The sequence below is a fragment of the Streptomyces peucetius genome (assembly GCF_025854275.1).
GTDB classification, from domain to species: domain Bacteria; phylum Actinomycetota; class Actinomycetes; order Streptomycetales; family Streptomycetaceae; genus Streptomyces; species Streptomyces peucetius_A.
The window spans coordinates 1,543,473-1,565,823 of record NZ_CP107567.1 but is presented as its reverse complement, the minus strand read 5'-3'; the positions used below and the strand labels follow the sequence as shown (position 1 = coordinate 1,565,823).

General features: G+C 72.2%; 19 protein-coding genes. 7 read left to right on the top strand and 12 right to left on the bottom strand.

Annotation, left to right across the window (positions count from 1 at the left end):
- Window positions 1-22 precede the first annotated feature (22 nt).
- Both OGH68_RS07215 and OGH68_RS07210 read left to right on the top strand, forming a co-directional pair.
- On the top strand, window positions 23-1,174 hold the full coding sequence (locus OGH68_RS07215; RefSeq protein WP_264242488.1) for an acyl-CoA dehydrogenase family protein: 1,152 nt from the start codon (window positions 23-25) through the stop codon (window positions 1,172-1,174).
- Between the two features lie 112 nt (window positions 1,175-1,286).
- Window positions 1,287-1,925 carry a TetR/AcrR family transcriptional regulator gene (locus tag OGH68_RS07210; protein WP_264242487.1) on the top strand — a complete coding sequence of 213 codons (639 nt, stop codon included), beginning with the start codon at window positions 1,287-1,289 and terminating at the stop codon, window positions 1,923-1,925.
- Between the two features lie 25 nt (window positions 1,926-1,950).
- On the opposite strand, the gene OGH68_RS07205 is transcribed toward OGH68_RS07210, so the two are convergent.
- Window positions 1,951-2,412, bottom strand: coding sequence for a MaoC family dehydratase (locus OGH68_RS07205; RefSeq protein ID WP_264242486.1), 462 nt, complete (start codon window positions 2,410-2,412; stop codon window positions 1,951-1,953).
- A 100-nt stretch (window positions 2,413-2,512) separates the two neighbouring features.
- Here OGH68_RS07205 and soxR point away from each other — a divergent pair, with 100 nt between their 5' ends.
- Window positions 2,513-2,992 carry a redox-sensitive transcriptional activator SoxR gene (soxR, locus tag OGH68_RS07200; protein WP_264242485.1) on the top strand — a complete coding sequence of 160 codons (480 nt, stop codon included), beginning with the start codon at window positions 2,513-2,515 and terminating at the stop codon, window positions 2,990-2,992.
- A gap of 111 nt (window positions 2,993-3,103) precedes the next feature.
- On the opposite strand, the gene OGH68_RS07195 is transcribed toward soxR, so the two are convergent.
- The 3 genes from OGH68_RS07195 to OGH68_RS07185 form a co-directional block, all read right to left on the bottom strand.
- A complete protein-coding gene (locus OGH68_RS07195) occupies window positions 3,104-3,715 on the bottom strand; it encodes a hypothetical protein (protein ID WP_264242484.1) in 612 nt (203 codons plus the stop codon).
- A 101-nt stretch (window positions 3,716-3,816) separates the two neighbouring features.
- Complete coding sequence (locus OGH68_RS07190; RefSeq protein WP_264242483.1) at window positions 3,817-5,100, bottom strand: serine-threonine protein kinase; 1,284 nt, start codon at window positions 5,098-5,100, stop codon at window positions 3,817-3,819.
- 233 nt (window positions 5,101-5,333) lie between these two features.
- Window positions 5,334-6,572: a DUF1343 domain-containing protein gene (locus OGH68_RS07185; RefSeq protein WP_264242482.1), complete on the bottom strand. Its 1,239-nt coding sequence runs from the start codon at window positions 6,570-6,572 to the stop codon at window positions 5,334-5,336.
- A gap of 170 nt (window positions 6,573-6,742) precedes the next feature.
- Between OGH68_RS07185 and OGH68_RS07180 the strand changes: the two genes are divergently transcribed.
- The 3 genes from OGH68_RS07180 to OGH68_RS07170 are packed head-to-tail and all read left to right on the top strand — an operon-like array spanning window position 6,743 to window position 9,803.
- On the top strand, window positions 6,743-7,507 hold the full coding sequence (locus OGH68_RS07180) for an SDR family oxidoreductase (protein WP_264242480.1): 765 nt from the start codon (window positions 6,743-6,745) through the stop codon (window positions 7,505-7,507).
- Window positions 7,504-9,159 (top strand): AMP-binding protein, encoded by a 1,656-nt coding sequence (locus OGH68_RS07175; RefSeq protein ID WP_264242479.1) that lies wholly within the window; start codon window positions 7,504-7,506, stop codon window positions 9,157-9,159. The genes OGH68_RS07180 and OGH68_RS07175 overlap by 4 nt, the downstream gene beginning before the upstream one ends.
- Before the next feature lie 50 nt (window positions 9,160-9,209).
- Window positions 9,210-9,803: a TetR/AcrR family transcriptional regulator gene (locus tag OGH68_RS07170; protein ID WP_264242478.1), complete on the top strand. Its 594-nt coding sequence runs from the start codon at window positions 9,210-9,212 to the stop codon at window positions 9,801-9,803.
- A gap of 613 nt (window positions 9,804-10,416) precedes the next feature.
- Here the strand turns inward: OGH68_RS07170 and OGH68_RS07165 are convergent.
- The 6 genes from OGH68_RS07165 to OGH68_RS07140 all read right to left on the bottom strand — a co-directional run bounded on the left by OGH68_RS07165 (window position 10,417) and on the right by OGH68_RS07140 (window position 14,748).
- The gene (locus OGH68_RS07165; protein WP_264242477.1) at window positions 10,417-11,631 is read right to left on the bottom strand and encodes an acyl-CoA dehydrogenase family protein; all 1,215 of its coding nucleotides are present in this window, start codon (window positions 11,629-11,631) and stop codon (window positions 10,417-10,419) included.
- An 8-nt stretch (window positions 11,632-11,639) separates the two neighbouring features.
- Window positions 11,640-12,659, bottom strand: a complete 1,020-nt coding sequence (locus OGH68_RS07160) for a phosphotransferase family protein (protein ID WP_264242476.1) — start codon at window positions 12,657-12,659, stop codon at window positions 11,640-11,642.
- A gap of 311 nt (window positions 12,660-12,970) precedes the next feature.
- Window positions 12,971-13,267: a hypothetical protein gene (locus tag OGH68_RS07155; RefSeq protein ID WP_264242475.1), complete on the bottom strand. Its 297-nt coding sequence runs from the start codon at window positions 13,265-13,267 to the stop codon at window positions 12,971-12,973.
- Window positions 13,268-13,436: 169 nt separating this feature from the next.
- On the bottom strand, window positions 13,437-13,733 hold the full coding sequence (locus tag OGH68_RS07150) for a DUF202 domain-containing protein (RefSeq protein WP_264242474.1): 297 nt from the start codon (window positions 13,731-13,733) through the stop codon (window positions 13,437-13,439).
- On the bottom strand, window positions 13,730-14,119 hold the full coding sequence (locus OGH68_RS07145) for a YidH family protein (RefSeq protein ID WP_264242473.1): 390 nt from the start codon (window positions 14,117-14,119) through the stop codon (window positions 13,730-13,732). Before OGH68_RS07145 ends, OGH68_RS07150 begins: the two co-directional genes overlap by 4 nt.
- 95 nt (window positions 14,120-14,214) lie before the next feature.
- Window positions 14,215-14,748, bottom strand: a complete 534-nt coding sequence (locus OGH68_RS07140; RefSeq protein WP_264242472.1) for an NUDIX hydrolase — start codon at window positions 14,746-14,748, stop codon at window positions 14,215-14,217.
- Between the two features lie 96 nt (window positions 14,749-14,844).
- On the opposite strand from OGH68_RS07140, the gene OGH68_RS07135 reads away from it, so the two are divergent.
- Window positions 14,845-16,500, top strand: coding sequence for an FAD-binding dehydrogenase (locus OGH68_RS07135; protein ID WP_264249950.1), 1,656 nt, complete (start codon window positions 14,845-14,847; stop codon window positions 16,498-16,500).
- A gap of 74 nt (window positions 16,501-16,574) precedes the next feature.
- Here OGH68_RS07135 and OGH68_RS07130 read toward each other — a convergent pair whose 3' ends face one another.
- Window positions 16,575-20,048, bottom strand: a complete 3,474-nt coding sequence (locus OGH68_RS07130; protein ID WP_264242471.1) for a S8 family serine peptidase — start codon at window positions 20,046-20,048, stop codon at window positions 16,575-16,577.
- Entirely contained in the window at window positions 20,048-22,153 is a 2,106-nt protein-coding gene (locus OGH68_RS07125) for a M14 family zinc carboxypeptidase (RefSeq protein ID WP_264242470.1), read from the bottom strand. Before OGH68_RS07125 ends, OGH68_RS07130 begins: the two co-directional genes overlap by 1 nt.
- Window positions 22,154-22,351 lie beyond the last annotated feature (198 nt).

Here is a 22,351-nt window from a genome sequence, read left to right as displayed (position 1 = left end):
TTAAAAGGTGGGGTGTTCGCACATGAACCTGGAGCTCGGTGAGGAGCGGACCGCCGTCCGGCAGCTGGCGAAGGACTTCGTCGCCCGCGAGATCGCCCCGCACGTCGTGGAGTGGGACCGGGCGGAGAGCGTCGATCGGGGCATCGTGAAGAAGCTCGGTGCGGTCGGCTTCCTCGGGCTCACCGTCGACGAGGAGTACGGCGGCTCCGGCGGCGACCACCTCTCCTACTGCCTCGTCACGGAGGAGCTCGGCCGCGGGGACTCCTCGGTGCGCGGCATCGTCTCCGTGTCACTGGGCCTCGTCACCAAGACCATCGCGGCCTACGGCACCGAGGACCAGAAGCGCCACTGGCTGCCCCGGCTCACCGCCGGCGACGCGCTCGGCTGTTTCGGTCTCACCGAGCCCGGCACCGGGTCGGACGCGGGCAGCCTCGCCACCCGGGCCGTCCGGGACGGCGACGGCTGGGTGATCAACGGCTCCAAGATGTTCATCACCAACGGCACCTGGGCCGATGTGGTGCTGCTGTTCGCCCGGACGAACGACACGCCCGGCCACAGGGGCGTCTCCGCCTACCTCGTCCCCACCGACACCCCCGGTCTCACCCGCCGCACCGTCCACGGCAAGCTCGGGCTGCGCGGCCAGGCCACCGCCGAGCTGGTGCTCGAGGACGTCCGGGTGCCGGATTCCGCCCTGCTCGGCCCCGAGGGCAAGGGCTTCTCCATCGCCATGTCCGCCCTCGCCAAGGGCCGGATGTCGGTTGCGGCGGGCTGCGTCGGCATAGCGCAGGCGGCCCTCGACGCCGCGGTCGGCTACGCCGGGGAACGCGAACAGTTCGGCAGGTCCATCGCGCACTACCAGCTGGTCCAGGAGCTGATCAGCGACATCGCCGTCGACGTGGACGCCGCCCGGCTGCTGACCTGGCGCGTCGCCGACCTGATCGAGCGCGGCCAGGAGTTCGCCACAGCGGCGTCCAAGGCGAAGCTGTTCGCCTCGGAAGCCGCCGTGCGCGCCGCCAACAACGCCCTCCAGGTCTTCGGCGGCTACGGGTACATCGACGAGTACCCCGTCGGCAAGCTGCTGCGCGACGCCCGTGTGATGACCCTCTACGAGGGCACCAGCCAGATCCAGAAGCTCATCATCGGCCGCGCGCTGACCGGCGTCTCGGCGTTCTGAGCGCCGCCGCGCGTCGCGTCCGACATCCCGGCCGCCACGGAGCAAGCTCTAAGCGCTTGCTCACCTTCGGGGTATGGTGTTCGTCCTGTGCCACGAAAGGGGCGAACGAGCGATGAGTGCGGCGGACGAGACGGCGGACCGGGCGGCCGACGAGGAGAAGCCGTGGGACGAGGTGACCCCGGAGGCCGCGAGGAAACTGCTCGTCGCCGCCGTCGAGGCCTTCGCCGAGCGGGGATACCACGCCACCACCACCCGTGACATCGCCGGCCGCGCGGGCATGAGCCCGGCGGCGCTCTACATCCACTACAAGACGAAGGAAGAGCTGCTCCACCGGATCAGCCGGATCGGGCACGACAAGGCCCTCGAGATCCTGGGCGCCGCCTACGACAGCGGCAGCACACCCACCGAGCGGCTCGCCGGTGCTGTGCGCTCCTTCGTCCGCTGGCACGCCGGCCGGCACACCACCGCCCGAGTGGTGCAGTACGAGCTGGACGCGCTCAGCGAGGCGCACCGCACCGAGATCTTCGGGCTGCGCAGGCAGAGCGACGCCGTGGTGCGCCGCATCCTCAGTGAGGGGGTCGAGACGGGCGAGTTCGACGTGCCGGACGTGCCCGGCACCACGGTCGCCGTGCTCTCCCTCTGCATCGACGTGGCGCGCTGGTTCAACACCCAGGGCCGCCGGACGCCCGACGAGGTCGGCGCGCTCTACGCCGACCTCGTGCTGCGCATGGTGAGCGCTCAGAAGAAGTAGGCGCCCGCAAGAGGGCGCCCTGCGCTCAGAAGAAGTAGCGGGACACCGACTCCGCCACGCACACCGGCTTGTCGCCGCCCTCGCGCTCGATCGTGACGAGGGCGGTCACCTGCACGCCGCCGCCGGCCTCCTCGACGCGCTGCAGAACCGCCGTCGCGCGCAGCCGCGAGCCCACGGGTACCGGGGCGGGGAAACGGACCTTGTTGGTCCCGTAATTGATGCCCATCTTCATGCCCTCGACCCGCAGGACCTGCGGCACCAGCGCCGGAAGCAGCGACAGCGTCAGATAGCCGTGGGCGATCGTCGTGCCGAAGGGGCCGCTCGCGGCACGCTCGGGGTCCACGTGGATCCACTGGTGGTCACCCGTGGCGTCGGCGAAGAGGTCGATCCGCTTCTGATCGACCTCCAGCCAGTCGCTGTGCCCGAGCTGCTCGCCGATTCCGGCGCGCAGCTCCTCGGGGGAGGTGAAGATCCTCGGCTCTGCCATGTCCCTGGTCCCTGCCTCTCGACGACTGATGTCTAAGCGCTTGCTCAGCATGGTTGGGCGGGCGCCGTTCTGTCAACGACGGACCAGTAGGCTTCGAGAGGTGCCGCAGATTCCAGAGAAGATCCACGAGCTCACGGTCGGCCAGCTCTCCGCACGCAGCGGCGCCGCCGTGTCCGCCCTGCACTTCTACGAGTCCAAGGGGCTCATCACCAGTCGCCGCACCAGCGGCAACCAGCGCCGCTACAGCAGGGACGCCCTGCGGCGGGTCGCCTTCGTCCGCGCCGCGCAGCGCGTCGGCATCCCCCTCGCCACCATCAGGGAGGCCCTCGCGGAGCTGCCGGAGGAGCGGACGCCCGACCGCGACGACTGGGCCCGGCTCTCCGAGGCCTGGCGCAGTGAACTCGACCAGCGCATCAAGCAGCTCGGCCGGCTCCGCGACCACCTCACCGACTGCATCGGCTGCGGCTGCCTCTCCTTGGAGACCTGCGTCCTGTCCAACCCGGACGACGTCTTCGGCGAGCAGCTGACCGGCTCGCGACTGCTGCCGGAGCGGCGGCGCGCCAAGAGCGACGGGGCCTGAACGCACGAGGAGACGGGCCTGTACGCCCGCGGCTACCGGCTCCCGTTCAGGACCCGTGGCCGCCGGACCCGGCCGACGGGTTCCGGGCGCCCGGCCCGGAACCCGTGGGCGTCATGCCACCGGCGCGAGTTCGCGCCGCCCCGCGCGCTTCGCCGCGGACACGGCCCGCGGCGTCAGGACGGGCTGCGGCACGACGATGCCGCAGCCGGTGCAGACCGGACCGGTCCACGGCTCGTGCTCCAGGTCCTCGCGCCACACGATGTGCGTCTGTCCGCACACCGGGCACGCTTCCCCCGGGTCCGCCTCCAGGGCGGCGATCAGCCGGCGCAGCACTTCGCCGAGGGGAGCGGACGGGTGCTCCGTCGGTGTGTCACAGCGGGCCACCCCGTTGCCGCCCCAGGTCCTGCGGTGCCAGTCGTCGATGTGTCCGGGCCGCCGCAGCCCGTCGAGCTTCTCCCGTTTGCGGCGGTCCGCGAAGTTGTCCTCGTAGGCGAGCCAGACGGCCCGTGCCTCTTCCAGTTCCTCGAGCGCGGCCACCAGCCGCGCCGGATCCGGGGCTCTGTCCTCCGGGTCTATACGGTGCCTGCCGCACAGGTGATCCCATGTGGCCCGGTGCCCGTAAGGGGCGAAGCGTTCCAGGCATTTGCGCAGTGAGTAGCGCCGCAGCGCCAGATCACACCGTGGGTCGCGCACCTGTCTCGCGAGACTCCGGAAACCGGCCATCGCCCTGCCACCTCCGTCGCTGGTACATCGGCGTTGAAGAATGGACGTAGGAGTGCCCGTTTCGGCTCCATCGAAAAGGAAAACGTGACGCTTCGACCGGATCACGACCCCGGCCCGGCGCCGCAGAGCCGGCCCGCGGCCAGTACCACCCGGGCCAGTTCCTCATGACAGATGTCGCCGTGCGCGCCTGTCGGCGGCGGCCCGTGGCGCACCACGGCGGAGGCGTCGACGTTGACGCACCCCGCCGCCGGCAGCCCGGTGCGCAGCGCCTCGTCCAGCGTCAGGCGTGGCGTGTCCGCGACGGCCTGGATCCCGTCATGTCCCATCGCCCGCCACCGCAGGTCGGCCACGGTCGCGGCGTCCGGATCGCCGGCGAGGCTGGAGGCCAGCGGGTAGAACACCCCGAGGGCGGTGTCGTACCGCGAATGGCACGCCACCACCGGCCCGTCGACGCGGTCCTGCAGGGCGCCGAGCGCACCACAGCGGTGCGGGGCGTGCGGGAGCCCGGTCGCGAACGCGTAGTGCGAGAAAGCGGCTTGGAGCAGGGTCACCGACTTCACGTTGTGCGCCCCCTCCGGCAGCCCGCGCAGCGCGAACGCGACCAGCCGCGCCCCGTGGCTGTGGCCGACGAGATGCACCCGCAGCGCGGGCGCGGACCGGGACAGCCGCCCCAGCAGCGGGCCGAGGCCCAGTTCGCCGACGGCGCCCGCCCGCCGCTTCATCGCGTAGTACGTCGTCTGCCGCAGCAGCTCCTTCGCGCCCTGCCAGGCCGCGCGCGGCCCGCCGTCCTGTGCCGGGTGACCGAGGGCCGCCGCCAGCCGCCCGCAGAGCGTGAGCGTGTCCTCGTACAGGACGGCCGGCGGGCTCTGCTCGTCCCGCGGCAGATCCTCCGCGAAGGCCGCCTCCAGCCCGCCCGGCGGGGCGGCGGCCAACTGCCGGGCCAGCATCCCGAACTCGGCGAACGCCGCCCGGGACTCCGGCCGTTCGTCGAGCAGCCACGCCAGCCGGTCCACCGTCGCCCCGTGCCCGGGAAACAGGCACGAGAGCAGGTCCCGCGTCGTCTTGTCCAGCCCCCGGCACGCCGCAGGCGCCTCCGCGGCCCGCCCGGCGCCCGGGAACGGCTCGTCGGGGAACCGCATCGAGGGCCACATCACCCCGGCGTACCCGACGCGCACGCCGGGCGAGGCCGCCAGCAGCTTCGGGAACGGCGCGAAGAACGACGCGTGCAGCCGGCGGGCCGTGGTGGTGGAGTTGTTCCAGCCGTGCGCGAACACGACGAGGTCCGTGATCTGCGGGCCGGCGGGCAGGCCGTACGGATCGCCGCCGGGGTCACCGTCCGCGTCGAAGCAGATCTCCCCGTACGGCCGCACATCCGTCCCCGCCATGGCCCGCCCCTCCCCTTGCGTTCCGCTGCTGCCACAGCATCCTGCGCAAGGGGAGAAACGGCCATACCTCGTGAGAGTCGGAAACGACCTGCCGCGGTGACGCGGTGCGGAGGGATCAGGACGTCGTACGACGTGACCAGCACCAACGGCTCCGGTCCGGCCGGCCGGTTGTTTCGGACGCCCGGCGGCGGCCGGACGGCTCCCGGCCACGCGCGGGCGCCCGGGGGGAGCGGTCAGTAGCGCAGATACCGCTTCCGTACGGCCCGGAACGCGGCGAGTTCGTCCTGCCACGCGCCCACCACCTCGTCGGTGTCCGCGCCCGCGTCGATCAGGGTGCGCACCTTGGTGGAGCCGGTCAGCTTGTCGATCCAGTTGTCGGAGCGCCAGGCGAAACCGCTCCAGCCGCGCTTCGCCGTCACCAGGAGGGCGATGCCCGTCCGCACCGGGTCGTAGGACTCGCGGTCGTGGACGTGGAGCTGGACGCCGCCGACCGTCTTCCCCTGGAACTTGGAGAAGGTGGGCGCGAAGTACGCCTCGCGGAAGCGGACGCCCGGCAGGCCGAGCGCGTTGGCGGACTCCGCCCACGCCGGGCCGATGCCCTCGGCGCCCAGGAGTTCGAACGGGCGGGTCGTGCCGCGGCCCTCGGAGAGGTTGGTGCCCTCGAACAGGCAGGTGCCGGCGTAGACGAGCGCGGTCTGAGGTGTGGGCATGTTGGGACTCGGCGGGACCCACGGCAGGCCCGTCTCGTCGAAGAAGTCGTTCCGCCGCCAGCCCTTCATCGTCACGATCCCGAGCTCGACGGGCCGGGTGAGGAACTCGCCGTTGAAGAGCAGCGCCAGTTCGCCGACCGTCATGCCGTGCGCCTGGGAGATGGGCTCACGGCCCACGAAGGTCGCGAACGCCTTGTCGAGCACCGGTCCGAGCGCCGCCCGGCCCGTGATCGGGTTCGGCCGGTCGAGGACGACGAAGCGCTTGCCGGCGAGGGCCGCCGCCTGCATGCAGTCGAACAGCGTCCAGATGTACGTGTAGAAGCGGGCGCCCGCGTCCTGGATGTCGAAGACGACCGTGTCCACGCCGGAGGCGGTGAAGATGTCGGCCAGCGGCTGCCCGCTCTTGAGGTACGTGTCGTAGACGGGCAGCCCGGTCGCCGGGTCGTCGTAGCGGCCCTCCGAGCCGCCGGCCTGCGCGGTGCCGCGGAAGCCGTGCTCGGGACCGAAGACGGCGACGAGGTCCACGCGGTCGTCGGCGTGCATCACGTCCACAATGTGGCGCACGTCCCGGGCGATGCCCGTCGGGTTGGTGACCACCCCGACGCGCTGACCGGACAGCGCCGCGTATCCGTCGGCGGCCAGGCGTTCGAAACCGGTGCGGGCCCGGCCGCGCGCCCCGTGGGCCGCGGCGGGCGAGGGGGCGGCGGCCAGTGCTCCCACCGCGCCGCCCGCGACCAGCAAACCCCGTCTGGACAGGCTCATAGAGCTACCTCCGTGATCGCCGTGTGTCATGACCACTGCACGCTAGCGCTCATGTCGCCCCCGGGGAACGACCTCGGCACGTGGTTGTGCCGCCCTCTTCCGTCCGCACATACCGACTGGTTAGTCTGCCGGGACGGACCGGTGGACGAGAGAGGGAAGAGGCGGAGCCGATGAGTACGGTGCAGGGCGCGGGGGTCGTGGTCACGGGCGCGGGCGGTGGCATCGGAGCCGTGCTCGCCCGGCGGTTCGCCGCGGAAGGCGCCCGGGTCGTCGTCAACGACATCGACGCGGGCAAGGCCAAGACCGTCGCCGACGAGATCGGCGCCACCGCCGTACCCGGCGACGCCTCACGGATCGTGGACGAGGCCCGCGACGCCCTCGGCGGGGTGGTCGACGTCTACTGCGCCAACGCCGGACTGGGCTCCGGCGGCGACGCCTTCGCCGACGAGGACGTATGGGCCGCAGCCTGGGACGTCAACGTCATGGCACACGTACGGGCGAGCCGGGCCCTGCTGCCCGAGTGGCTCGAGCGCGGCAGCGGACGCTTCGTCTCCACCGTCTCCGCGGCCGGCCTCCTCACGATGATTGGCGCGGCGCCCTACAGCGTCACCAAGCACGGCGCGCTCGCCTACGCCGAGTGGCTCTCCCTCACCTACCGGCACCGCGGCCTCAAGGTCCACGCCATCTGCCCCCAGGGCGTACGCACCGACATGCTGACCGCCAGCGGCACGGCCGGCGAGCTGGTCCTCACGCCGACCGCCATCGAACCGGAGGACGTCGCCGACTCCCTCTTCGAGGCCATGGCAGAGGACCGCTTCCTGGTCCTTCCGCACCCCGAGGTCGCCGGCTACTACGCGGCCCGCGCCACCCAGAACGAACGGTGGCTCGCCGGCATGAGCCACCTCCAGCAGAAGTGGGAGGGGACCACCCGATGAACTCCCCGAGCTACGCCGCCAAACCCTGGCTGTCCCAGCTCACCGAGGCCCAGCGGGCCCCGGTCGACCCCGCCCCGACCGTCGTGCACTCCTTCCGTGCCGCCGTCGCCCGCGCCCCCGAACACACCGCCCTCGCCTACTTCGACGGCCGGCTGAGCTACCGCGAGACCGACGCACTGTCCGACTCGGTGGCCGGACACCTCGCCTCCCGCGGCGTCTCGCGCGGCGACCGGGTCGCGGTCATGCTGCAGAACACCCCGCACTTCGTGATCGCGCTGCTCGGCGCGTGGAAGGCCGGGGCCACCGTCGTCCCCCTCAACCCGATGTACAAGTCGGGCGAGGTCGCGCACGTCCTCGCCGACGCCGACGTGAGCGCGCTGATCTGCTCCGACCGCGCGTGGGAGGCGTACCTGCGCGACTGCGCCGCAGCCTCTCCCGTACGGATCGCCCTCACCGCCTGCGAGCTCGACCTGCAGACCCGGGACGACGAACGGGTCCTCGGCTTCGAGCGCACCTTGTCCGCCGACGACGCCGACGACCTCCTCGCCGTCGCCCGCCGGGGCCTGCCCGCCCCGGCCGACCGCGAACCGGCGGCCACCGACGTGGCGCTGATCAGCTACACGTCCGGCACCAGCGGCACCCCCAAGGGCGCCATGAACCTGCACGGCGGCATCACCTACAACGCCGAACGCCAGCGCACCGGCCACCCCGTGCCCGAACGCGCCTGCTACTTCGTGCTCGCGCCGCTGTTCCACATCACCGGCATGGTCTGCCAGCTCGCGGCCTGCGTCGCCAACGCGGGCACCCTCGCCCTGGCCTACCGCTTCGAGGCCGGTGTCGTCCTCGACGCGTTCCTCGAGCACCGTCCCGCGTACACCGTCGGCCCCTCCACGGCGTTCATGGCGCTCGCCGCCCACCCCGCCGCCACCCCGGAGCACTTCGAGTCCTTCGAGGTGATCTCCTCCGGCGGGGCGCCGGTGCCGCCGGCGCTCGTCGAGATGTTCCGGGCCGGCTTCGGGCCCTACATCCGCAACGGCTACGGCCTCACCGAGTGCACCGCGCCCTGTGCCTCCGTGCCCCCGGAGAAGGAGGCCCCGGTCGACCCGGCCTCCGGCACCCTCTCCGTCGGGGTCCCGGGTCCGGACACCGTGGTCCGGATCGTCGACGAGCACGGCGACGACGTGCCCTTCGGCGAACAGGGCGAGATCGCGGTCAGCGGCCCGCAGGTCGTGCCCGGTTACTGGCGGTTGCCCGAGGCCACGGCCGAGGCCTTCCCCGACGGCGAACTGCGCACCGGCGACATCGGGTTCATGGACGCCGACGGCTGGCTCTACGTCGTCGACCGCAAGAAGGACATGATCAACGCCTCCGGTTTCAAGGTCTGGCCGCGCGAGGTCGAGGATGTGCTCTACACCCATCCCGCCGTCCGCGAGGCGGCCGTCGTCGGCGTCCCCGACGCCTACCGCGGCGAGAGCGTGAAGGCCTTCGTCAGCCTGCGTCCGGGGGCGTCCGCCGAAGCCGCCGAGATCTCCGCGTACTGCGCCGAGCGGCTGGCGGCCTACAAATACCCCCGCGAAGTCGAGGTGCTGCCGGAGCTCCCGAAGACGACAAGTGGGAAGATCCTCAGGCGGGAACTGCGTTCCCCGGCGTAACAGACAGCGCAAACGGCACGGAGAGACAGAAAGAAAGGCGGGTGGCGGCAATGGCCAGGACGACGGACGGGGACGGCACCCCCGTGCCGCAGAGGCTGCTGGCCGCTGCCACCCGGCTCTTCGCCGAGCGCGGCTACGACCGCACGTCGGTGCAGGAGATCGTGGAGGCGGCCGGCGTCACCAAGGGCGCGCTGTACCACTACTTCGGCTCCAAGGAGGACCTCCTCCAGGAGGTCTACGCCCGTGTGCTGCGCGTCCAGCAGCAGCGGCTCGACGCCTACGCGGACGCCGACGAGCCGGTCGAGAAGCGGCTGCGCGGCGCGGCGGCGGACGTCGTCGTCACGACCATCGAGAACCTCGACGACGCCGACATCTTCTTCCGCTCCATGCACCACCTGAGCCCCGAGAAGCACAAGCAGGTACGCGCCGAACGCCGCCGCTACCACGAGCGCTTCCGGGCGCTGGTGGAGGAGGGGCAGGAGAGCGGCGTCTTCTCCTCCGCCACCCCCGCCGACCTCGTCGTGGACTACCACTTCGGTTCGGTCCACCACCTGTCGACGTGGTACCGCCCCGACGGCCCGATGACCAAGCAGCAGGTCGCCGACCACCTCGCGGACCTCCTCCTGCGAGCCCTGCGCCCGTAACGCGCTCCTTGAACCGGGGGCTCCGCCCCCGTACCCCGCGCCTCAATCGCCGGCGGGGCTGGATTCCGCTCCGGCCGTCTGGGCCGGCTTGCCGCGCAGCGGCATTGCAGACCGGCTGCAAAGCAGCCCTGCCGGCGTTTGACGCCACCGCGCGATGCGCGGTACGCCGCCCGCAGGGCGGACCAGCGCCCGGGCGCCGCCCCGAAGACGCCCACAGGGCGGGTACGCGCCGGGCGAAGCCCCGGGTCCGGAGGGCGGATCGGGTCCGGGGCGGAGCCCGAAACCGCCTGTAGGGCGGTACGCGCGGGCGAAGCCCGAGTCCGGAGGGCGGATCGGGTCCGGGGCGGAGCCCGAAACCGCCTGTAGGGCGGTACGCGCGGGCGAAGCCCCGGGTCCGGAGGGGCGGATCGGGGTCCGGCGCGGAGCCCGAAACCGCCTGTAGGGCGGTACGCGCGGGCGAAGCCCGAGTCCGGAGGGCGGATCGGGTCCCGGGGGCGGAGCCCCGAAGACCGTCCGGCGGGCGGACCGGGGTCCGGGGCTTGCCCCGGATTCGGGAAGGGGCGGGGAGGGGACAAGCCCGCCGAGGCGCACCCACCCCAACCCCCGCCCGGCGTCACACGTACCGCTTCAGCTCCCGCCGCGCCAGCGACCGCTGGTGCACCTCGTCCGGACCGTCCGCCAGCTTCAGCGTCCGCGCCGCCGCCCACAGCTCCGCCAGCGGGAAGTCCTGGCCGACCCCGCCCGCTCCGTGGACCTGGACCGCCTTGTCCAGGATGTCCACGACCGCCCGCGGCGTCGCGATCTTGATGGCCTGGATCTCGGTGTGGGCGCCGCGGTTGCCGACCGTGTCCATCAGCCACGCCGTCTTCAGCACCAGCAGCCGCAGCTGCTCCACCGTGACCCGCGCGTCCGCGATCCAGTTCTGCACGACGCCCTGCTGGGCGATCGCCTTGCCGAATGCCTCACGGGACACGGCCCTGCGGCACATCAGCTCGATCGCCCGCTCGGCCATGCCGATCAGCCGCATGCAGTGGTGGATACGCCCCGGTCCCAGCCTCGCCTGGGCGATCGCGAAACCGCCGCCCTCCTCGCCGATCAGGTTGGCCGCCGGCACCCGCGCGTCGTGGAACACGACCTCGGCGTGGCCGCCGTGGGAGTGGTCCTCGTAGCCGTAGACCTGCATCGCGCGCCGCACCTCGACACCGGGAGTGTCGCGCGGGACGAGGATCATGGACTGCTGGCGGCGGATGTCGTCGCCGTCGGGGTCGGTCTTGCCCATGACAATGAAGATCTTGCAGTTGGGGTTCATCGCCCCGGAGATGTACCACTTGCGCCCGTTGATGACGTAGTCGTCGCCGTCGCGGTCTATCCGGGTCTGGATGTTCGTCGCGTCGGACGAGGCGACCTCCGGCTCCGTCATGGCGAAGGCGGAGCGGATCTCGCCGGCCAGCAGGGGCTCCAGCCACTGCTTCTTCTGCTCGTCGTTGCCGAACTGCGTCAGCACCTCCATGTTGCCCGTGTCGGGGGCGGCGCAGTTCAGCGCGGTGGGGGCGAGGTGCGGGCTGCGGCCGGTGATCTCGGCGAGCGGTGCGTACTGCAGGTTTGTCAGACCGGCTCCGTACTCGGAGTCGGGCAGAAAGAGGTTCCACAGGCCCTGCTTGCGGGCCTCGGCCTTGAGTTCCTCGACGATCGCGGGGGTGTCCCACGGCGACGCCAGCTGTGCGCGCTGTTCGTGCTCCGTCTGCTCGGCGGGACGGACGTGCTCGTCCATGAAGGCGAGCAGTTTGGCACGGAGTTCTTCGGTACGGGCGTCGAATGCGAAGTCCATGAGGTGACTCAGCCTTCCTGAAGGGTGGTGAGGCCGTGCTCGATGAAGACAGGGACGAGATCGCCGATCCGGTCGAATCCGGCGCCGACGGTCTGCCCGAGCGTGTAGCGGTAGTGGATGCCCTCGAGGATCACGGCGAGCTTGAACCAGGCGAAGGCCTCGTACCAGGAGATCGCCGAGGTGTCCCGGCCGGAGCGCCCGGCGTACCGCTCGATCAGCTCGGCCGGGGAGGGGTGGCCCGCGGCGCCCGCGGTGGTGCTGACGGGGGAGTCGGGCAGCTCCAGCCGCTTGCTGTACATGACCAGGAGACCGAGGTCGGTCAGCGGGTCGCCGAGAGTGGACATCTCCCAGTCCAGGACCGCCCTGATCCGGTCGTCGTCACCGATCAGGACGTTGTCGAGGCGGTAGTCGCCGTGGACGACGGTGGCCGCCGGGGAGGCCGGGAGTTCGCGTCCGAGCGCGGCGTGCAGCTCGTCGATGCCGGCCAGGTCCCGGCACCGGGAGGCCGCCAGCTGCTTGCCCCAGCGCCGCAGCTGCCGGTCGAGGAAGCCCTCGGGTCGGCCGAAGTCGCCCAGACCGACCGCCTGGGGGTCGACGGCGTGCAGGTCGACGAGGGTGTCGACGAGCGACAGCACGGCGGCACGGGTGCGCTCCGCGCCGAGCGGCGCGAGCTGTTCCGCGGTGCGGTACGGGGTGCCGTCCACGAACTCCATGACGTAGAACGGCGATCCGATGACCGACTCGTCCTCGCAGAGCAGTACGGGCCTCGGCACCGGGACGGCGGTCGCCGTCAGCGCGCTGATCACCCGGTGCTCGCGCTTCATGTCGTGGGCGGTGGCCAGGACGTGCCCGAGCGGAGGCCGGCGGACGACCCAGCGGGAGGTGCCGTCCGTGACGGCGTAGGTGAGGTTGGAACGGCCGCCCTGGATCAGCCGGGCGCTGAGCGGTCCGCCCACCAGTCCGGGCCGCTCGCGGTCGAGACAACCGCGCAACGCCTCGGGATCGAGGCCTGGGGGGACTGAGCTCATGGTGCGCACCTCCGGGGGCGGTCCTGGGGAACGCGTTCATGATGACCGACCAGTCGGTATGTCGTCCAGTGGCCCGGTCGAAGCGAAGTCCGGATCACACCCGTGGGGCGCGGAGGCGGCCGGGGCCGGCCGCGGGCGGGGGCGTCAGGCGCGGCCGGCCACCGGCGCCCCGCCGGTCATCGCCGCCTGTCCGCGAACAAGACGGCCGGCTCGGTGGCGGACAGCGGAATCCCCCGGGGCGTGGCCGACGGTGCATCGGCCTTCATGGCCTGCCGGCCGGCGCCTGCCGGGGGAACCGCGGTACGAGCCTGTCAGTGATCGTCCCAGTGGCCGTCGTGCTGCGCGTGGCGGTGTCCGTCGTGGACGTAGTCGACGTGATCGCCGTGCACCACGGCGGGATGGCCGCACCCGGCGCCGTGCTCGTGCGCGTGACCGCTGTGCGACACATGCTCGCCCGGTTCGCACTCGTCCCAGTGTCCGGAGTGCTCCCGGTGGAGATGCCCGTCGTGCGCGTAGTCGACGTGGTCGCCGTGCGGGACCTCGGCGTGGCCGCAGGCCGGGCCATGGGCGTGCTCGTGGGCGGCGTGCTCCTGGTGGAGAACGGTCATGGCGCTCACCTCTGATGGGATACGTGCCGATCTGCCTGGTTTCCAGGCTAGCGGGCGCCTCCCGTGAGGGCCCTGCGCCGTGCGCCGCGCCGCCATGGAACAGGTGCCCGAGGCGCCACGGCTCCCAACGACCCGACGAACGGACGTGTCGGAGCCGTGTCCGGACGCGTCAGACCACGATCGCCACCGCGAAGCCCGCCAGCGCCAGGACGCACACCACCGCGGCGATCGCACCGCCCAGGGACATCGCCGGCGGCCGGGCCCTGTCCATCGACCCGATGCGCCGGTGCGCGACCGCCAGGAAGCCGAGCCAGGCGACCACACTCAGGGCCGCCGCGAGCACCGTGTCCTGCGCTGCCTGTCTGGCGGCGAGCACTGCCACGACTGTGCAGGTCAGCGTGGTGCGCCGCCACGCGAGCCGAGTCCGCTCCGGCTGCAGTCCCGGATCCCGCGCGGGTGCCGTCATACATCGCCCCACGCCACGACGACCACCATGGCGAGCGACACGACCGCGACCACGACCGCCAGCAGCGCGGGGAAGCGCGACACCGGAAGGTCCTCGCCGCGGCGCATAGCCCGCTCGCACCGCACCCAGTGGTTCACGGCCCGCACGGCACACGCGGCGCCGGTGCCGATGAGTGCGAGCGCCAGCCCCGCCCGCACACCCCAGCGCAGGTCCGGCAGGAACTGGTCGACCGCGAAACCGCCGCCGATGAGCGCCAGCGCCGTACGGATCCAGGCCAGGAAGGTCCGCTCGTTGGCGAGCGAGAACCGGTAGTCGGGGGTCTCTCCCTCGTCCCGGATCCGCGCCGGTGCGAACCACAGCCGCAGGGTCTGTACGAAGTCGCTCACGCCAGGCACCCTACTGGTGACCCGACCGGTGCCCCGGCTGCGGGCCCCGGCCCCCGGCGGGCCGTCCGGTCAGCCCCTCCGGCGATCCGCCGCCGTCATCCGCGGCGGTGCGCCTTGAGCCGCTCGTACGCGGCCAGCCCGTCCGGCGTCCACTCCCATTCGCTCAGCCGCGTCTCCAGCTCGTCCTCCGTGAGGAAGCCGTGCCAGGCGACCTCCTCCTTCTGCGGATCCACCGGGAGGTCGCAGCGCACCTCGTAGACCCGCGACCACCAGCTCGGCGCGGGGCCGCCGTCGCGTTCGCCCTCGTAGAGGAACGTGAACAGCGGTACGGGGCGCGGGAGTCCGCGCACGCCGAGTTCCTCCTCCGCCTCCCGCAGCGCGGCCTCGTCGTAGGTCTCGCCGGCGCCCACGACACCGCCCACGAACATGTCGTACAGGGAGGGGAAGACCAGTTTCGTGGCGGTGCGCCGGTGCACGAAGACGCGCCCCGATCCGTCTCTGACCAGGATGAACGCACACCGGTGACGCAGCCCGCGGGCGTACGCCTCACCTCGCGGGGCCTGTCCGACCACCCGGTCGTGCTCGTCGACGATGTCGAGGATCTCGTCCGCGGACCGCAGCTCAGTCATGGCCCCATCCAAGCACCAGCCCCCGCCGCCATTGACGAGTTACTCGCCCGTAAGGAAGATCGGGTGCCACCGGGCCCCACCGACGAATGGAAGACCATGGCGTACGACGCTGACGTGATCGTGATCGGGGCAGGGCTCGCCGGCCTCGTGGCCACCGCCGAACTGGTCGACGCCGGACGGAAGGTCATCCTTCTCGACCAGGAGCCCGAGCAGTCCTTCGGCGGCCAGGCGCACTGGTCCTTCGGCGGCCTGTTCTTCGTCGACTCGCCCGAGCAGCGCCGTATGCGCATCAAGGACAGTCACGCCCTCGCACTCCAGGACTGGCTGGGCACCGCCGGATTCGACCGGGACGAGGACCGCCGGCCGCGCGAGTGGGCCGAGGCGTACGTCGACTTCGCGGCGGGGGAGAAGCGGGCCTGGCTGCACCGACAGGGCGTGCGGTTCTTCCCCGTCGTCGGCTGGGCGGAACGCGGCGGCTACGACGCGAGGGGCCACGGCAACTCCGTGCCGCGCTTCCACATCACCTGGGGCACCGGCCCGGGTCTGGTCGCGCCCTTCGAGCGCCGGGTCCGCGAAGGCGTCGCCAGGGGACTGGTGCAGTTCCGGTTCCGGCACCGGGTCACCGGCCTCGGCCGCAGCGCCGGCAGCCTCGACACGGTCACCGGTGAGATCCTCGAGCCGTCCGACGCGGAGCGGGGCACGGCGAGCAGCCGCGAGGTGACCGGCGCCTTCGAGCTCAAGGCCCAGGCCGTCATCGTCACTTCGGGCGGCATCGGCGGCAACCACGATCTCGTGCGCGCCCAGTGGCCCGAGCGGCTCGGCACCCCGCCGGAGAAGCTGCTGTCCGGCGTTCCCGCGCACGTCGACGGGCTGATGCTCGGTATCGCCGAACGCGCCGGCGCCAGCCACATCAACCGCGACCGGATGTGGCACTACACCGAGGGCATCGAGAACTGGAACCCGATCTGGGCCAGGCACGGCATCCGTATCCTGCCCGGCCCGTCGAGCCTGTGGCTGGACGCGCGCGGCAGGCGGCTCCCGGTGCCGCTGTTCCCCGGCTTCGACACGCTCGGCACGCTCGACCACATCATGCGCACGGGCCACGGCTACACCTGGTTCGTCCTCGACCGGAGGATCATCGGCAAGGAGTTCGCCCTGTCGGGCTCCGAGCAGAACCCGGACCTGACGGGAAAGTCGGTCCGCGACGTGTTCGTACGGGCGCGGGCGGACGTGCCGGCGCCGGTGAAGGCGTTCATGGACAAGGGCGTCGACTTCGTCGTGGAGAAGGACCTCGGAGCGCTGGTGCGCGGCATGAACGCGCTGACCGGTGAGGGCCTGATCGACGAGGCGGAGCTGCGGCGCGAGATCACGGCGCGCGACCGGGAGATCGCGAACCCCTTCACGAAGGACCTCCAGGTCACGGCGATCCGGGGCGCTCGCAAGTACCTCGGCGACAAGCTCATCCGCACCGCCGCGCCGCACCGCCTGCTCGACCCGAAGGCCGGACCACTGATCGCCGTGCGGCTGAACATCCTGACCCGCAAGTCGCTCGGCGGACTGGAGACGGACCTGTCGTCGCGGGTGATCGGCGCGGCGGGCACACCGCTCGAGGGCCTGTACGCGGCGGGCGAGGCGGCGGGGTTCGGCGGCGGCGGCGTCCACGGCTACCGGTCGCTGGAGGGCACGTTCCTCGGCGGCTGCCTCTTCTCGGGGCGGGCGGCGGGCCGCGCGGCGGCGGCCGCGGTCGCGTAGCGGCCGGAGCCCGGACGCGGGACGGGCCGGCACCCCCAGCGGGATGCCGGCCCCTCCTGTGTGTGCGGGCCGGGTCAGCGGAAGACGGCCCGGACGGTGTCCCTCGCCGTCTCCACCCCCTGCTCCACCAGCCGTACGACGATCGTCCGGGAACCGGACCCGTACGCGCCGGTATCGAGCGCGAACGACCAGTGGGCGGTCCCGGTCGCGGGCTTCCACGCGGCGGCGTCCACCGGCGCGTTGCGCTGCACGACCTGCCACTCGACCCGGGCGTCCGGCACCACGCGGAACGTGGTGGTCGTCACCTCGGACGGCGTGCCGTCACGCACGGCGCGGACGTGCACCGTGTGCTCGCCCGCCGCGAGCCCGCCGAGGTCCGCCCGCCAGGTGCCCGTGGCGTCGTCGAGCACCGCACTGACGGGCGAGGCGAACGTGTCGTCGTCCACCGACACCTGCACGCGGTGCGTCTCCGGCCGGCCGCCGACGCCCTCGGGGTCGGTGCCGAGGTCCGGGAAGGCGAACCGGCCGCCGGCGACGACCGTCTGCCCGGCCACGGCCTCGGAGCCGTCGGCAGGGGAGTCGATCGTGGCGCCGAACTCCAGACCGGTGGGCGGCAGCGCCGCCGGGCCGACCGTCAGCTTCGAGGCGTGGTCGCCCTCGTACCCCACAGAGGCGAGCGCGGTGCTGTCGGAGAGCAGCTGCACCGTCAACTGCTCACCGGTGAACGCGTGCCGGGCCGTCTCGAAGTCGATCGTGAACTTCGTCCAGGCGCCCGTGACGGGCTGCGCGGCGGCCTTGCCGCGCCCGATCTCCCGGTCGGTCGCCTGGAGCAGGACCGTCGGCCCCGTCATCGCGGCGGGCGCGGCGGTGCGCACGTACAGCTCCGCCCGCACCCGCGAACCGGAGGCGAGCGGCGCGCCGAGGGTGTCGGTCGCCGGATAGGCGGCCGTCGGAAGGTACGGCGCGGCCGAGGACAGCGTGTCGCTGACGGCGCAGCCGTCCGCGTCGCCGGCCCGGTCGGTGCGGTCCATCGTCCGCTCCGCACCGCAGTCCTGCCCCTGGTGCAGGTAGTAGCTGAAGACGCCCTCCCCGGCAGGGGCCCGGGATCCGGACGTGTCCTCGCGGGCGGCGGCCGTCCGGTGCAGGAGGTCGAGCGCGCCGTCGAGCGTGGCCACGTCGTCGAGGGAGACGGAGAGACCGGTGGGCGCCGCGGCCGGGTCGGAGGTGCCGTCGCCGTCGCGGTCGTAGCCGCCCCAGATGCTGTCCCGGATCACCCGGTCGGTGGCGAAGAAGTCGTCCTCGACGGGCCGTTCGGGCAGCAGTGCCCTGCCGAGCAGGGTGTCCACGGCGCGCCGGGCGGTCTCGGGCGTCGCGGCTCCGTAACCCTCGAAGAGGACGTTCCCGGCGGTGTACGGCGAGGCGAGCGGCCAGCTCGCGGACGGCAGGTTGTCCTCACCGAGCGGGAAGGCGTTCTTCAGTACCGCCTCGCGCAGTTCGGCGCGGGTGAGCCGGCCGTCGTGCAGGTACACGCTCGAAGGCACGGCACGGCCCTCGGCGACCACCTGTCCGGACTCCTGCCCGGCGCTCGGGTCACCGATGGCGTCACGGACCCGCTGCAGCGTGGTCCCGAAGACGCCGGCCGTGTACGGGGTCGCCGCCGAGGTGCCGCTGAACTGGTCCTGGCACCGCACACCCGTGTGGCACGCGGACGGCAGGCTGCCGATGCCCCACGACGACAGGTGCACGGGGATGCCGTCACCGACGACGGCCCGCTGGTCGTTCCGGCGCAGCGCGCCGACGGTGATGTTCCAGTCGGGCCCCGTCTGGTCGGAGTGCCAGGTGCTGACCGGTACGTCGAAGGCGTTGCCGACGCCGTTCCCGGCGGCGAACAGCACGGTCTGGCCGCGCTCGGCGGCCTCCTTGGTGACCTCCTCGCCGCTGAGCACCGGTCCGACGGGCGCGCCGCCGACGTAGCCGAAGGAGTGCGAGGTGATGTCGACCCAGGGGTACTGCGTGGCGACCGTCTCGTCGAGGCCCTCCACCATGACCAGCAGGCAGGACGGGCAGTAGCCGTAGCGGTTGCCCGCGGACACTGAGGCGGAGCCGGTGCCGTGCCCGTGGTCGTCGAGCACCGGGTGCGCGCCGTCCACGCCGGAGGAGTAGGCGCCGACGATCTTGGTGCCGGGAATCCAGTGCAGCTTGCCGCCCGGCACCCGCTCGCTCGTCCACAACTCCTTGTCGGCGGCGGGCAGATAGCCCTTGCCGAGTGTGACGGGGATGGCCGGCGCGGCGGCCGGGTAACCCGGGATGTACTCCGACGGGTGCCGGGTGAAGTTCTTCGTCAGCGCCAGGACGTCGGGGTCCGGGTAGGTGGCGGCGGAGAACTCCAGGTGGTACGGGTTGATGCCGGTGTCGGCGATGCCGATGACGGTTACCGGCGGCCCTGCGGCGAGCCGCTCGGCGCTGCCCACCAGCACGGACGTCGTCTCACGGCGCTCCAGGCCGTCGGCGTCGGTCGCCTTGAGGGTGACCAGGTGCCGCCCGTCGGGCAGGGCGGTGTCGAGCGTGGTGCCCGTGCCGTCGTCGAACTGCCCGTCGGCGTCGAGGTCCCAGGCGGCGGTGACCGGGGCGGTACCGCCCGAGACGCTGCCCGTGAGCCGCTGTGCCGCGCCGGACTCGAACTCGTACGGGCCGCCGGCCGACACCTTCGGCCGGGGGTCGGCCGGGCGGCTGCGGGCGACGACCTGTGCGGTCACCTCGTCGGTGACGGTCGCCCACTTGACGGCCACCACCTTCCAGGTGCCGGCGGCGGGCGACGACACCGACGTCTTCTCGGGATGCCCGGACGACTCGGAACGGGCCACCACATCGCCGGACGGGTCGGTGACCCGCAGGTCGTAGTCCTGCGCGGTCGTCTTCCACGACAGGGTGACGTCGAAGGAACTCACGCCGGAGGGGACGTCGAAGGGGAACTCGACGGCCTGGCCGGTGGGGAAGACGCCCGGAGTCGGGTCGGACTTCGTCTCGTCGAGCAGGGTGGCCGAACTCTCTTCCACCACCACGACTCTGACGGTGTCGGACGTCTTCGCGCCGGCCGCGTCGGTGACGGTGAGCCGCACCTCGTAGGTGCCCGCGGCGAGTCCGGTGGTGTCGAACGCGGCGCTCGAGGAGTCCCGGTCGGTGACGGTGCCGTGCTCCGCCGTCCACGCCCAGGTGTAGGGCGCCGTCCCGCCGTACGCGCTGCCGAGCAGTACGGCCCTCTCGCCGACGGCGACATGGGCGCTGTCGCCCGCGTCCGCGTGCAGCGGAGCACTCTCGCCCGGCGTGCCGGGAGCTCCGGTGCGGGCGGTTCCCGTCACGTCGACGGTGCCCTCCAGGGCGCCACGCACGGCTCCGTCGACGACCTGCCGGCCGTCCACGGAGCCGACCGTGACATCGGCGCCTTCGGCGCCCGCGGCCGCCGCGGGCAGCAGGGAGACGCACACGGCCAGCGTGGCGACCGTGACCAGGGCGCGGAGCCGGCCGGCTCCGCCGGATACGCGTGCCATCAGTTGGTGCTCCAGTTCCTGGCGCAGGTCTTCAGATCGGCCTTGACCTTCTGCCCGCGGTCGACCACGACGGGCACCCGTTCGAGGACCTTGCCGTCCCTCTCGCAGGTGAGCGTCCAGTTCTCGATCAGGCCGCCGGTCTGCTCCTCGGTGGCGTCGAACAGTGACGCGGTGAGCGTCCAGGACGGCGTCGCCGAGGCGAAGTTCTCGACCCGCAGGACGTACGTGCCCTGCTCCGGGTCCTGGAGGAGAGCGCGCTCCTTCTCACCGACGAACCCGGCCGAGCTCGCGACCTGGGTGAGCGTGCCGTCGGCGTTCTTGCGCAGCACGTACAGGTCGAGGTCGTCCGGGGTGGGCCAGTCCAGCTTCACCTCGAGGACGTCCGCCTCCCGGCCGACCGTGAACTCCTGCTCGGTGCGCTGCCCCGGCGCGGTGGTGCCCGTCCAGCTCTGCTGCTCCAGCGGCTCGGAGGAGATCACCTGGAGCTGGCGCGCCTTGACGACCGGCCGGGTGGACGGGTTGACGTGCCATGTGTACGAGCCGCCGCGGCCGACGGTCATCGTCGTGTCCAGGGTGTCGGTGATGCTCCCGGTCCAGGTCGGCGTGGCGAAGCTCTTGCGCAGCCGCAGGGTCGCGCCCTCGGGCGCCTTGCCGGAGATCACCGAGTGGGTGGCGGTGTCGACGGCACTCTCCAGCGCGATGAGGAATGCCTCGCGGTTGCCCCTGCCCGCGAACTCGCCGGCGCCCAGGTACTCGTCGACGACCTCGGGGAACGGCGGATGGAACTCGTCCGGCCCGATCTCGAAGGTGTAGCCGAAGCCGCCGGTCGCGTTGTACGACCAGTCCTCCGTGGAGCCCGTGGTGTCGTACAGCTCCCAGCTGTGCTGGCTCGTGTAGCCGTTCTGGGCGGCCATCCGGTCACCCAGCGCCACGAGCGCCTCGTCGTCGGCCGCGCTGCCGACCGGCTGCCCGCCGGGGCCGATCGTGTCCGGTGCGACGCCGCCGGGGCTGAGGACCAGGTTGGAGAACGTGTGGTTGGTGATCAGCCCGGTCACCTGCCGGGTGCTGATCAGGTGACGGATGTTCTGCGTCTCGGGTTCGGAGAAGGGCGCGGCGCCGCGGTAGGTGGGGTCGACGGACTGTGCCGACGCGCCGGGACCGCCCCAGTACGCGCCGTAGTTGCGGTTGAGGTCGACGCCGACGGCGTAACCGCCGGGGCTGCTCGTCAGGGAGCACTCGCCGGCGAGCGGGGCCTGGCCGTCGACGATCCGGCAGTTCTTGCGCTTGTAGGCGTTGCCGGGCGTCGCCAGGATGGACGCCGTGCCGCCGCCGTCGACGGTGCGCAGGTCCACCAGCTGTCCGTCGTTGTAGGACTTCTCGAAACCGTCGACGTTGACGACGGGCACGACCACGACGCGGGCCTTCTTCAGCAGCGCGGTGATCCGGTCGTCGCTGCCGTGGTTCTTGACCAGGTCGTGGGCGAACTCGATGGCGTGCTCGCCCGAGGGCCATTCGCGGGCGTGGTGCAGACCCAGCATGAGGAAGACCGGCCGCCCGTCCTTGGCCGCGGTCACGTCGTGCGCGATCTCGACGCCGTGGACGGGTTTGCCCTCGAGGCTCTTGTGCTTGAGCGTGATCTTCTTGACGATCCCGGGATGCCGCGTCGCGAGGCGGTCGAGGTCCGCGTTGTAGTCGGCGAGGCTCCGATAGCTGTCGCGGCCCGAGGGCAGCGGCGAGGTGGCGGTGGCGGCCGCGTAGGCGCGGTTGGCGGTGTTGATCTCGGACTCCCGCTGGACGAGGTCCGGTATGCGCACCTCCCAGGTGAAGCCGGCCGCGCGCAGCGCCAGGGCGTCGCCGGGCTGGTGCAGGACCACTTCGGTGTATCCGTGGCCCGCGTGTTCGGTGACGTCGAGGCCGAGTGTGCCGAGCTCCGATCTGGCCGCTCTGGTGGGGGTGTCCACCGTGACGAGCTGGGGCCGGAATCCGTCCTCCGCCGCTCCGGCGGGGGAGAAGGACATGAAGGGCAGCAGTCCGCCCGCGGCGGCTGCGACCAGGGCGCACGACAGTGCGATGCGCTTGCGGGATCGTCGATGTGAAACGACCACGTGAACTCCCGTCAAAAGGAGCTCTGCTCCAGGTCGGAAGGCGTGCCGGAGTAGGGCACGACGACTTTCCGGAGCATTGCCCTATCCGTGGTGGGGGGAGGCAGACGGGAACGTATCAAAGGAACGTCATGCACACGAGATCTTGGGCGCAAGAAACGGAAGAAGATGGTCCGCGGGTGGACCTGCTCTCCGGAGCCC